Annotated in this window: 11 protein-coding genes and 1 tRNA gene; 9 read left to right on the top strand and 3 right to left on the bottom strand. The window is 62.6% G+C overall.

Annotated elements, in window-relative coordinates; translation table 11 throughout:
• Positions 1–16: 16 nt before the first annotated feature.
• The gene (locus tag RHIBR816_RS0127315) at positions 17–1,015 is read right to left on the bottom strand and encodes an ABC transporter substrate-binding protein (RefSeq protein ID WP_018239759.1); all 999 of its coding nucleotides are present in this window, start codon (positions 1,013–1,015) and stop codon (positions 17–19) included.
• Between the two features lie 238 nt (positions 1,016–1,253).
• On the opposite strand from RHIBR816_RS0127315, the gene RHIBR816_RS0127310 reads away from it, so the two are divergent.
• Positions 1,254–2,123 (top strand): LysR substrate-binding domain-containing protein, encoded by an 870-nt coding sequence (locus tag RHIBR816_RS0127310; RefSeq protein ID WP_034815769.1) that lies wholly within the window; start codon positions 1,254–1,256, stop codon positions 2,121–2,123.
• Between the two features lie 91 nt (positions 2,124–2,214).
• On the opposite strand, the gene RHIBR816_RS0127305 is transcribed toward RHIBR816_RS0127310, so the two are convergent.
• Positions 2,215–3,501 (bottom strand): ABC transporter substrate-binding protein, encoded by a 1,287-nt coding sequence (locus tag RHIBR816_RS0127305; protein WP_018239757.1) that lies wholly within the window; start codon positions 3,499–3,501, stop codon positions 2,215–2,217.
• Positions 3,502–3,645: 144 nt separating this feature from the next.
• Between RHIBR816_RS0127305 and RHIBR816_RS0127300 the strand changes: the two genes are divergently transcribed.
• Genes RHIBR816_RS0127300 through RHIBR816_RS0127285 form a run of 4 tightly spaced genes read left to right on the top strand, consistent with a single transcriptional unit; the run spans position 3,646 to position 8,298 of the window.
• Entirely contained in the window at positions 3,646–4,674 is a 1,029-nt protein-coding gene (locus RHIBR816_RS0127300; protein WP_026187480.1) for a LacI family DNA-binding transcriptional regulator, read from the top strand.
• Positions 4,671–6,524, top strand: coding sequence for a DUF2264 domain-containing protein (locus RHIBR816_RS0127295; protein ID WP_018239755.1), 1,854 nt, complete (start codon positions 4,671–4,673; stop codon positions 6,522–6,524). The genes RHIBR816_RS0127300 and RHIBR816_RS0127295 overlap by 4 nt, the downstream gene beginning before the upstream one ends.
• Positions 6,521–7,531: a hydroxyacid dehydrogenase gene (locus RHIBR816_RS0127290; RefSeq protein ID WP_018239754.1), complete on the top strand. Its 1,011-nt coding sequence runs from the start codon at positions 6,521–6,523 to the stop codon at positions 7,529–7,531. The genes RHIBR816_RS0127295 and RHIBR816_RS0127290 overlap by 4 nt, the downstream gene beginning before the upstream one ends.
• Positions 7,528–8,298 carry a sugar phosphate isomerase/epimerase gene (locus tag RHIBR816_RS0127285; protein ID WP_018239753.1) on the top strand — a complete coding sequence of 257 codons (771 nt, stop codon included), beginning with the start codon at positions 7,528–7,530 and terminating at the stop codon, positions 8,296–8,298. Before RHIBR816_RS0127290 ends, RHIBR816_RS0127285 begins: the two co-directional genes overlap by 4 nt.
• A 43-nt stretch (positions 8,299–8,341) precedes the next feature.
• Here RHIBR816_RS0127285 and RHIBR816_RS0127280 read toward each other — a convergent pair whose 3' ends face one another.
• Positions 8,342–8,974 (bottom strand): TetR/AcrR family transcriptional regulator, encoded by a 633-nt coding sequence (locus tag RHIBR816_RS0127280; RefSeq protein ID WP_018239752.1) that lies wholly within the window; start codon positions 8,972–8,974, stop codon positions 8,342–8,344.
• Positions 8,975–9,080: 106 nt separating this feature from the next.
• On the opposite strand from RHIBR816_RS0127280, the gene RHIBR816_RS0127275 reads away from it, so the two are divergent.
• The 4 genes from RHIBR816_RS0127275 to lexA all read left to right on the top strand — a co-directional run bounded on the left by RHIBR816_RS0127275 (position 9,081) and on the right by lexA (position 11,688).
• Positions 9,081–10,118, top strand: a complete 1,038-nt coding sequence (locus RHIBR816_RS0127275; RefSeq protein WP_018239751.1) for a saccharopine dehydrogenase NADP-binding domain-containing protein — start codon at positions 9,081–9,083, stop codon at positions 10,116–10,118.
• 80 nt (positions 10,119–10,198) lie between these two features.
• Positions 10,199–10,274, top strand: a tRNA-Ala gene (locus tag RHIBR816_RS0127270).
• Positions 10,275–10,585: 311 nt separating this feature from the next.
• The gene (locus tag RHIBR816_RS38090; RefSeq protein WP_085929557.1) at positions 10,586–10,753 is read left to right on the top strand and encodes a hypothetical protein; all 168 of its coding nucleotides are present in this window, start codon (positions 10,586–10,588) and stop codon (positions 10,751–10,753) included.
• Positions 10,754–10,977: 224 nt separating this feature from the next.
• Entirely contained in the window at positions 10,978–11,688 is a 711-nt protein-coding gene (gene lexA, locus RHIBR816_RS0127265; protein ID WP_018239750.1) for a transcriptional repressor LexA, read from the top strand.
• The last annotated feature ends 334 nt before the right edge of the window (positions 11,689–12,022 follow it).

Below are 12,022 nucleotides of genomic sequence, written 5' to 3'. Positions count from 1 at the left end.
CGCGGCCGCCGACTGATCAGTTGACGGTCGCAGGGATCATCTTGCGGGCCTCGACCTTGACGTCGATGGCCGGGAAGACATCCGGATATAGAAGATGCGCTGCCTCGCGCAGGACCATCTCGCGGGCAATCGGTCCATGCGCCTCGACCCAGTGATCGGCGACATAGTGGACGCGCCCGTTCTTGACGGCCGAGAGCTGCTGCCAAATGGGGTTGTTTTCATGCGGACGATCCGGACCGTAGTCATAGACGAAGATGACTTCCGGATCCTTTTCCAGCATGGTTTCGAGGCTCATCTCCATGCCCCAATTGTCCGGAACCGACGGGGTGGGGTTCTGCCCGGCAATGTTTTCCGCACCGAGGGCGACGAGTATCGCGGCCGTCATGTTTTCTGAACGGAAAACCCATGGCGTGTCGCCGCCCCACATCACGACGAAGCGCGGGTGCTTGTCCTTCGGCGCCTTTTCAGCGAAGGCCGCCAGATCTGCCTTGAATTGAGCGTTCAATTCCTGCCCGCGCTTGGTTTCGCCAAGAATGGTCGCGAGCTGGCCGATGGTCCGGTCGCTATCGGCAAAGAGCTCGAGGCTGTAGGCAAGATAGGGGGCGATCTTCTGATACTGGTCGGCATTGCCTTCCGTATAGCGGCGGATCGCGACGGTTACGTCCGGCTTTGCCTCGGCAAGCAGTTCGAGATTGGGTGTCGCCCGTTGACCGATCTGCTTCACCGCGTCGAGATGGCCGCCGAAGAAATCGGGGCTTCGGCCTTCGACCATGTAGGTAGCGGCGACCGGCTTGATGCCCAGCGCAAGCGCCACATCCGCGGCAAAATAAGAGACAGACGCGATCCGCTTCGGCTTGGCCGGAACCGAGACGGCAACGCCGCGGTCGTCAATGACGTTGAAGGTCGCATCTTCGGCACGCGCTTGACTTGCAATACATGCGGACAGCGCAAGGCTTGCGGCAAGAAACCGACCGAGAACGGCGCGATTCTTAATTTTGGCGGGGCTCGGGAACATGAACGGTCACTCCGGATGGGAATTCTTGAATTAGTGGATTGCTTGGTCGGACGGGCTGCGCTTGCGTGACGCGCAATCTGACCCTGCGGCACGCGTGGGGCGCAAGCGTCCGTCGAGTAAATGCGCGATCTCCTGTACGGGCTTCAAAGCAGGCGAGTTCCAGTTATCAGTTGCTGTCGGGCTGAAATCTGGATAGTCATAGTCAACTTAATTGCAAGCGAAAGATTTTCAGGCCGGCATGAGAAATTCTCAAACGCAGCGTTTCAAATTGCCTCCGCTCGCAACCCTGCCGGCCTTCGCGAGCGCCGCGCGCACCGGCAGCCTGACGCTCACGGCCCGCGAGATGAACCTCACGCCCGGCGCGATCAGCAGACAGATCAAGTCGCTGGAGGATGCACTTGGCGTCTCACTCTTCCATCGCGGCCACAATGCAATCTCGCTGACGGAGTCCGGGCGGCAATATCTGGCACATGTCAGCGCCGCTCTTGCAACGATCGAAAACGGTACACGGGCGCTGCAGCCCGACCGGGCAACTCTGGTCATACAGGCGCCAATCACGTTGGCGCGGCGCTGGCTCATTCCGCGGCTCGGCTCGTACCGTCAGGAAAACCCGAATGTCGATCTCAGCATCCAGTCGCTGGCGCTCGGGGCGACCGGCGTGCCCGATGTCGTCATCACCTATAGGCGCGGCACGATGGAAGCCGACTTCCCCGCCGCCTTCCTGCTCGACAGGTCGATCGCCGTCTGCTCGCCACTGCTCGCCGGTGGTTCAGGGCCCCACGTCCAACCGCAGGATCTCCTTGATCTGCCGCTCCTGCTCGACACGGCGGATGCCTGGTCGTGGCAACGCTGGTGCGGTGCGGCGCAGTTGCCGTTCAAAGCGCGCGGCGGCAGCATCGCCTTCGACACGGACGAGGCATCGATCGACGCCTGCATCTCCGGCCTCGGCATCGGCCAGGCGAGTCCCTCGCTGATCGAGCGGGAATTGCGGGAAGGTCAGTTGATCGCCTTGTGCCCCGGCATCAATCCGATCGTCGGAGCCTACGAGCTTTCTATTTCGACGGGAACGCCGTCTGCGCTTGCCTTCAACGACTGGCTGTCCGCCTAGAGGGAAACCGGTGGCGAACAGTGACGGACGGCGGCCGGAGCGACCTGCCCGTCCGCCGTCAACACTCGATGAGACGATGAGCTGGCAGGCGTCAGCCGGCGCGGACCGTCGCCTTGCCCTCCTCTACCAGACGCGTCGCCGCATCGGCGATCGAAATGCGCTCGAAGGCCAGTTCGTCGGCGATCGGGCGCAGCACCCGCTGGTCGAACTCCGTCGATCCGAGCGGCGCAGGTGCCGGATAGCTCCCCACCTGGTCCTTGAGTGCGTTGATGTATTTCACCGTTTCCGCTTCGGTCGGGTTGAGCGACGGCAGGATCGCCTCACGAACCTTGGGTGACATCGGCACGCCGCGCTCGACGCCGAGTATCTTGCCGGCTTCCGGGTCGTTGACGAAGAAATTGATGAACTTCGCGGCCTGTTCGCCATGCTTGGTGGTCGCGCCGATGCTCCAGATCAATGCCGGCCGGTAATAGTGCCCGGAGGGGCCGCCCTTCTCCGCGCGCGGCAGCATGCCGATGCCGAGCTTGCTCTTCATGATCAGCTGATAGCCGACCATCTGGTTCGAATAGGCCATGCCCATGGCCGAATAGCCGAGCGAAAGGCAGTTCGTATCGATCGTGTTCTGATCGAGCGTCTGGATGTCGGCGCCGACCGTGCCGCCGCGTTTCCGCAGGTCCTCCCAATAGGCATACCACTCTTTCGCTTCCTCTACGCCGAAGCCGAGGCCGCTTTCGGTATAGAGGCTGCTGCCGCGCTGCCTGAGCCACGCGTCGAAGACATAGGCATAGCGCGCGCCGTATGGACCGCCCCAGACGTTCTTCTTGCCGGCCGCCTTGGTCATCTCGGTCGCGATGTCGGCATATTCCTTCCAGGTGGTGTCGACCCCGGGAGGGGTTATGCCAGCCTTCGCAAAGGCATCGGCGTCATAGAAGAGTGCGAAGGAATTCAGCCCGAGCCCGACGCCCCAGAGTTTCCCATCCACCGCCGTCAGCTTCAGCACATCCTTGCCGAACGAATCCACGTTCAAAGCCGATGGAATAAACGGATCAAGGGCAAGGCAGGCGCCGCGCTTGGAGTAATCGGAAATCGTGCTCGGCTCGAGCTGGAAGACGTCCGCGATCGCGCGGCCGGCCATCTGGGTCGCGAGCTTCGTCCAGTATCCGTCGCCGCTCAGGCTCTCGCCGACGACCGATATGTCCGGATTTTTCTCCTGGAAGAGCTTGGCAACGCTCAAGGTCCGCTTCGAGCGATCGTTGGATCCCCACCACATGGCGCGGAGCTGCACGTTTTCGGCAGCGACGGCCGAGGTAGCGCCGAGCGCAAGGCCGGCGGCCGTGCCGGCCGAGCCGAGCAGGAATGTGCGTCGATTGAGTAGCATGCCGTTCCTCCTGTCGTTGTCTGCCTCGCGCTCTTCCTCCAGCGCCCGGCGAAGCCATTCTGCGAAAGCTTATGCAAGAAAATGAATTTTGCAAGATTTTGTTTACTGCTTGCAAATTTGCATAGATTGCGCGATCTTTGCGGCATGACAGACACTTCTTCCAAACGACTGCGGCAGGCCGACATTGCGACCCGAGCCGGAGTCTCCGTTTCCACCGTCTCGCGCGTCCTTGCCAACGAGCCGGGCATCAGCGACGACGTCCGCCGGCAGATCCTCCAGGTCGCGTCCGAGATCGGTTATCCGATCAAAGCCGCGCCCGCTACCAGCCCCGGCGCCTTGGCCCTGATCGCAAGCCATGGTGTGACGGGCGGGCTCAGCGTCTTTTACGAGGGGATTGTCGAGGGCCTGCGATCCGAGGCAGCCAAATTGGGCATGCCTTTCGATATCCGGCTTGCCAGAGAAGCGAAGGCGACGCCTGAAGCGGTCCGCGAACACCTGGAGTCCGTCAACGCAGAAGGACTCTTCCTGGTGGGGATCGACCCCGCTGATGCCCTTTGTAAATGGCTCGAAGAAAGCCGCACGCCCGTCATTCTGGTCAATGGCACCGACCCGCAGATGCGTTTCGATGGCATCGCGCCCGCAAACTTCCACGGCGCCTATGCGGCTACCCGGCGATTGCTGGAGGCTGGCCATCGTCGCATCCTCCACCTGACCGGATCGCATCGGCATACGATCCGTGAACGGGTGCGCGGCTTCGAGGCAGCAATCGCTTCGGCGGACGGCGGCGAAGGGCGCGTCATCCGCCTGCCCTTCGAGGGCAATTCCAGCGTCGAGGCGCATGCGGCGACGCTCGCCGCCCTTGCCGAGGACAGCGGCTTCACGGCTGCGTTCTGCATGAACGACTTTATCGCCGTCGGCGTGCTCGAAGCGGTCACCGAGCTCGGCCGGCGCGTTCCCGAGGATTTCGCCATCGTCGGCTTCGACGATCTGCCTTGCGCGGAAATGGCAAATCCGCGGCTCGCGACGATGCGAGTCGACCGCGTGGCCCTCGGCCGCGACGCGACCGGCATGATGCACTTCCGTCTCCATCATCGCGATACGCCCGCCCGGCACGTGTCGCACGCGGTGTTCCCCGTCGCAGGCGGAAGCCTGGAGGCGAGACAGCACCCATGACCTATGATCCCGCCAGTGCCAACCCGCTCGTCGGCAATCCGCTCGAAACGCGCAGCGACATGCAGCATGCTCTGCTGGACCTCTTCGATCCGCTGCTGCCGTATTTTTCAAAGGGAAATGCGCGGGTTCGCCTCGACGCTGCCGCCGCCCATTTCGATCGAGCGGCTGCGGATCTCGAAGGCTTCGCCAGACCTCTTTGGGGCCTTGCGCCGTTTGCCGCGGGCGGCGGCGAGTTCCTCCATTGGCGGCGCTATGCCGAAGGCATCGCGAACGGTACCGATCCGGGCCATCCGGAATTCTGGGGCAAGGTCAACAACCGCGACCAGCGCATGGTCGAACTCGCCGCCCTCGGCTTCGCCCTCGCCCTGGTTCCGGAAAAACTGTGGGATCCGCTGAGCGGCCGGGCGCGGGACAACCTCGTCACCTATCTGCTCCATGCGCGACGATTCGACTATGCCGACAACAATTGGAAGTTCTTCCGCATCCTCGTCGACATCGCTCTCGATCGCCTCGGCATCAAATTCGACCGCAGCCTCACGAATGCCTATCTCTCCGAGCTCGACGGCTTCTACATTGCGGATGGATGGTATCGGGACGGCAATGTGCGGCGGGTCGACCATTACATCCCCTTTGCGATACACTTCTATGGTCTCATCTACTCGCGCCTCGTCGAGGACGACTACGCCAAGCGGTATCGTGAGCGCGCCCTCGCCTTCGCTCAGGATTTTCGCCACTGGTTCGCCGAGGACGGCGCGACCCTGCCCTTCGGCCGCAGCCTCACCTATCGCTTCGCTTGCGCCGGCTTCTGGTCGGCGCTCGCCTTTGCCGATCTCGAGGCGCTGCCCTGGGGCGAGATCAAGGGGCTTTGCCTCCGCCACCTCAGATGGTGGGCAGACAAACCGATCACCCATCGCGACGGCGTGCTGTCGATCGGTTACGGCTATCCGAACCTCTTGATGTCGGAGAACTACAACTCGGCGGGCTCGCCCTACTGGGCGTTCAAGGCCTTCCTGCCCTTGGCAGTGGGCAAAGATCACCCGTTCTGGACTTCGGCCGAGAAGCCCGCTTCACCGCTCTCAGGCACGGTTGCGCTTCCTCATCCGGGCATGGTGATGATGCCCTTGAAGGGTGATGTCGTGGCGCTTTCGTCCGGCCAGGAGAACCGACAGATGCGGTTCGGCTCGGAAAAATACGCGAAATTTACCTATTCGACGCGTTATGGCTTCAGCGTCGAGAGCGACGAACGGTCCTTTGCCGGAGGCGCCTTCGATTCGATGCTGGCCTTCAGCGACGACGGCATTCACTACCGCGTGCGCGAGACCAATGAATCGGCACAGCTTGCCGGCAATGTGCTCTTCTCCCGGTGGTCGCCCTGGCCGGACGTGATCGTCGAAACCTGGTTGCTGCCCGCCTCGCCCTGGCACGTGCGGGTGCACAGGATCGTGACACCGCGGTCGCTTGAAACTGCCGAAGGCGGCTTTGCCATCGCCGGGCGAGACTTCGATGCCGACACGCTTGCCGCACAGACGGGTTGGGCCTATGCCGTCGGCGAACAGGACTTCAGCGGGATCCGCGACCTCGGCTCGACGGTCGCACGCCAGGGCCTGGCGCAGAAGGCACCGCCCAATACCAATCTCATCACCGCAAAGACTTTTGTGCCGCAATTACGGGGCCAGATCCCTGCCGGTGAGACTATTCTCCGCTGCGCCGTGCTGGCCGTTCGCGACATCTCGGCCGTGTCGGGCGACTGGGAAGTTCCGCCCGCCATCCCCGAGATCACCGAATTACGCGCCATCACCGAACAAGGCGTGACGGTCAGCGCCATGCGAGCGCCGGGACACATGCCATGACCCGGCCGGCGATTGCCTTTGCGATGCAGCCCGAAAAGACGGAACACGTCCTGACACCGGAACTTTTCGCGCGGATCGACGGTCTCGCTCGCATATTGGATCCGCGGCCAATGACCGTTTTCGGTGACAGCCGGGCACATCGCTTGCTCGCCGAAACGGAAATCCTGGTGACCGGCTGGGGCGCCCCGCGCGTCGATGCAGCTATGCTTCAATCGGCGCCCCGGCTGCGCCTCATCGTCCATGCGGCCGGTACGGTCAAGAACCTGATCGATAGTACTGTGTTTGATTCAGGCATAAGCGTAAGCCATGCGGCCGAGGCGAATGCCGTGCCCGTCGCCGAGTTCACGCTCGCCGCGATCATTTTCGCGGGCAAGCAAGTCTTTCGCTTCCGCGACCTCTACGCCGCAGACCGCGGACGCCAGCGGACCCATATCCTCCAGGGACAAGCGATCGGAAATTATCGGCGGACAGTCGGGATCGTTGGCGCCTCACGGATCGGAAGGCGGGTGATCGACCTGCTTCGCCCGTTCGATTACCGCGTGCTCCTTTATGATCCCTTGGTCGGCCAAGCGGGCGCTTCCGGCCTGGGTGTCGAAAAGGTCGATCTCGATACGCTGATCGCGAACGCGGACATCGTCTCGCTGCATGCCCCCGCATTGCCCGAGACCAGGCACATGATCGACGCCCGTCGGTTGAATTTGATGAAGGAGGGTGCGACCCTGATCAACACGGCGCGGGGGGCGCTCGTCGATGAGGCGGCGCTCATCGGCAGACTCAGGACGGGCGCGATCACCGCCATCATCGACGTGACTCATCCCGAGGTGCCGGAAAACACGTCGCCTCTCTATGATTTGCCGAACGTCTTCCTGACCCCGCACATTGCCGGCGCCGTCGGCCTCGAAAGGATGCGCCTCGGCGAAATGGCCGTCGACGAGATCGAACGTTTTCTCGAGGGGCGTCCACGGCTGTTCGAGATCCGCAAGCAAGACCTGGAGCGCATGGCATGAGCGATTTCGAGCCAGGGCTCTGCACCGTCACCTTCCGTAGCCTGCCGCCGGAGAGAATCGTCGAACTGGCCAGGCGGGCCCGGCTTAAGGCAATCGAATGGGCAGGTGACGCCCATGTTCCTTCCGGGGATACGTCCGTCGCCCGGATTGTCGGGCACCTCTGCGAGAGGGCTGGACTAAAGACGTCCTACGGCTCCTATGTCGCACCGCCAACGGACGATCTGCCCGAATTCATGCGGGCAGTTGAAAGCGCGGTTGCGCTCGGGGCTACAAATATCCGCATCTGGCCCGGCACGCGCCGGCGCGATTCGAAGGACTACAGCGCCGGCGAAAGACGCGCCGCGGCGGATGCGATCCGCGACATGGGCGCCGAGGCCGCGCGGCAGGACGTGACCGTATCGCTGGAGTATCATCCGCAATCTCTGACGGATACGACCGAATCGGCAAGCCGCCTGATCGAGGCGATCGCCCACGACAATGTCTATCTCTATTGGCAGCCGCGGCCCGGGCTGCCGCTCGACGAAGCGCTCTCCGAGATCGCCCGGATCGGCCACCACGTATCCCATGTCCATGTCTTTGCGTGGGATCGAGAGCGCAACCGCTTTCCCCTGGCGTCGGCGGCCGACGACTGGCGAACAATCCTCGCCGCCCTTCCGGCGTCGCGCTGGACCGGGCGGCGATTTGCGATGCTGGAATTCGTCGCCAATGACGATCCGGAGGCTTTTCTCGCCGATGCAGAAACGCTCGGGCAAATCCTCACTGACTGAGAAGCATGATCCGATGGCTTGCGCGCCTGCCTTATCCCGGATGTCAGCAGGACGCGCTCGTTTCACCGACCGGTTTGGTGGGCGCTCTGCCGGCGGCAATCAGCGCCGCGGCGGCGCGCCGAAGCAGCGTCGTCGCCTCGTCCCGTTCGAAGATTTGTGAACTGACGAAGGCACCATTTATCAAGACCGAGAGCTGACCGGCAAGTTCGTCGGGATTGGTGACGTCTAGACGTTCGGCGATGACCTTCAGCCGCCGCCGCATCTCGCGCTTATGTGCCTCGGCGACCTTGCGCGCGGGATGGTCCGCTTCAGGGAACTCGGCTGCCACGTTGATCTGCGGACAGCCCCGGTAGTTCGGCCGTCCGACACGCTCGCCGATCCAGCCTAGGTGGGCGTCCAACGCCGCCTTGGCGTCGGCTCCGTGCCGCGCCGTCACGCCATCCCATTGGCCCCAGAAGTCCTGATCCTCGCGCTCCAGAAACGCGGCGATGAGATCGTCCTTCGTGCCGAAGTGGCGATAGAGGCTGGTCTTCGCGACACCGGCTTTCTCGACCACCAGATCGACGCCGACTGCCCGGACGCCCTGCCTATAGAAAAGCTCCGAAGCGGTTTCCAGGATCCTGTCGCGGACGTCGGTCCCGCCATGAACGGCGGCATTGGTTGCGATTTTCGACATGGGTGGCCTCCTATTGCCCCACCATATAGCACTGCCGCGCTTGACGCGCTACAGACCTGTGTGTATCCATATGAACAGACAGGTCTGTATCGTCAGAGGAAAAACAATGTCAGAGAGCGTGATGATAACCCGGCCGGCAGTGGCTGTATTTGGGGCGACAGGGCATACCGGCCGCTTCGTCGTCGCAGAATTGCTGCGCCGCGGGCTGCGGCCGATTGCAATCGCGCGCAACGCCGAGGCGCTCGCGGCAGCAAATTTCCGCGAGCCCGACGCACTGAACCGCTTGGCCACCGTGGATGACGAGGGATCGCTCATCCGGGCGTTGGACGGCGCAGCGGCCGTCATCAACTGCGCCGGGCCCTTCCTCGATACCGCCGATGCTCTCGCCGCCGCAGCAGTGAAGTCCGGCGTCCACTATCTCGACGTCAGCGCCGAACAAATGAGCGTGCGCGGGACACTCGAAAAATTCGACGCCTCCGCTCGCCAAGCAGGCATTGCGGTCGTCCCCGGTATGGGGTTCTACGGCGGGTTCACCGATCTGTTGGTCACCGCCGCAATGGGGGACTGGAAGTCTGCGGATTCGATCGACGTGATGATCGGCCTCGATAGCTGGCATCCCACGCGCGGGACGCGCGTCACCGGCGCGCGGAACACCGCGCAACGCATGGTCATCACCGACGGGCGCCTCAGCCCGCTGGCTCTGCCGTCCGCCCAGAAGCACTGGGACTTCGGAGGCCCACTCGGCCGCCAACTCGTGAGCGAAATGCCGTTCTCGGAGATCGTCCTGATTTCGCAGCATGTGAAGACGTCGGAACTGCACACCTATTTGAGCGCGGTCGCTCTAAGCGACGTCCGCGACAAGGCGACGCCCGCGCCGCAGGCCGCGGACGCGACCGGGCGCTCGGCGCAGCGGTTCGTGGTCGACGTCGTCGCAAGGCGCGACGGCGCCAGCCGGCGGGCTGTCGCGCGAGGGCGGGACATCTATGCCTTCTCCGCGCCGCTTGTCTGCGAGGTCGTCGAGCATCTTTCGCGCCCAGGGTTCGATCATCCGGGGGCGCACGCGCCTGGCGCAGTCCTCGACGCCGAAGAGGTCCTGGCCGGTCTTGAGCCCGATCACCTGGCTTTCGAAATTTCCGCGGCGTGACCGTGGATGGTGTTCCGGCGATCGACGGTGAAGCCAGGACTGGCGTAGTCGGTGAAATCCGCCTATATACGAGGACTGCCGGGGTCGTAGCTCAGTTGGGAGAGCGCCGCAATCGCACTGCGGAGGTCGAGGGTTCGACTCCCTTCGACTCCACCAGCATTCCTTTTGTCCAGCCTGGAGGCATGGATACAGCTCGTCCCTAAGTCAAATTCTATACGACATGCCCTTGCGGTGCTCCCTGCCCCATTGCCGGAATACCACTAGAAACTGCATTCTCGGCAACCCTTTTTCCTCCCTCATTTCGAAAGAACAAATATCGGTCGCAGTCGGGCGGTTTGGGGCGCGGCATTTCCACGAGACGGAACCGGTTTCCCGCCCCGCCTTTCGCTTGCCAGGGAGCCTGATTTGAGAGACACTAAGCTCTTGGCATCATTGCATATCGGCAACTCCCGCAAGTGGGGAAAAACATGCCTCTCAAATCACTGATCGCCGTCACTGCAATTACGCTTCTCACGCTTTCAGGATGCGCCACCACGGGCGCGACCGGCAACACAACCTACACCCAGTGGTACGGCCCCTATCCCGAACCCGATTTCGATGTTCTTAGTCCCGGTGGGCTGCGCCTCCCCTACTAAGAAGCGCCCGTCAGTCCGGCACGCAGGCTTCGCGGAACGCCGCGACACTACGCGCGCGTGACCTGTGCCTTTTCCCCGGCCCCGGTTCGACATCGGCGCGTGCCGTCATTGCCGCGACGCGGCAAAGCCCGGCTGGAGTTCACGGAATATTAAGTGCTTGCGGAACACATATGGAACGGATAGTTTCTGTTCTTGATTTGTTTCGCGATTCTGGAGTGAAGCGCATGCTGACCCGCAAGCAACAGGAATTGCTTCTGTTCATTCATGAACGGATGAAGGAATCCGGGGTCCCGCCGTCGTTCGACGAGATGAAGGATGCGCTCGACCTTGCGTCGAAGTCGGGCATCCACCGGTTGATCACGGCGCTCGAGGAACGTGGTTTCATTCGCCGGCTTCCCAATCGGGCCCGTGCGCTGGAAGTCATCAAGCTGCCGGAAGCCTATTCGAGCGCTTCCCAGCCCCGCCGGGGCTTTTCGCCGAGCGTCATCGAGGGCAGCCTGGGCAAGCCGCCCGCCGCGCCGAAGCCGGCACCAGCGACTGTCGAGAGCGCGTCCATGACCGTGCCAGTCATGGGGCGGATCGCCGCGGGCGTGCCGATTTCGGCCATCCAGAACAATACGCACGAAATTTCCGTACCGCTGGAGATGATCGGCAGTGGCGAGCATTACGCGCTCGAAATCAAGGGCGATTCAATGATCGACGCGGGCATTCTCGACGGCGATACCGTGATCATCCGAAACACGAGCAGCGCCAGCCCGGGAGACATCGTCGTCGCGCTGATAGACGACGAGGAAGCAACCTTGAAGCGATTCCGCCGCAAAGGCGCATCGATCGCACTCGAGGCGGCGAATCCGGCTTACGAAACGCGAATATTCGGCCCCGACCGGGTGAAGATCCAGGGCAAGCTTATCGGCCTGATCCGACGCTACCATTAAACGCGCTTCTAGCGTGTAGGCAGGCGTTTGCCTTGCAGCAGGCATGCCGGGGTTGCGAAATCTTCTCAGCTTCCGAGCGGTAGCATTGCCTTCCGCATCGACAGAAGGAGCCACGCCTCCCTCGCCACTTTAATTCCGTAAAGGCGGATGATACCCGGAGTCGACTGTTTCCGTCACCTCAGTTCCACGGGACTTCGAGATGGCCGCCGACTAAAGGTTCCCAGCCGCCATGCTGTTCAAAAGCCGCATCACGGATGCCCTTTTTCGATCTGTTCCTCTTGCACTCCTCATGGATTCGTTTTAAACGCCCGCCATCGCTCGATTTTCCGAGCAC

Source organism: Ensifer sp. BR816 (assembly GCF_000378985.1).
In the GTDB taxonomy this organism is placed as follows: domain Bacteria; phylum Pseudomonadota; class Alphaproteobacteria; order Rhizobiales; family Rhizobiaceae; genus Sinorhizobium.
The sequence above is the reverse complement of the archived record's forward strand: the minus strand, read 5'-3'. Positions and strand labels throughout refer to the sequence as shown.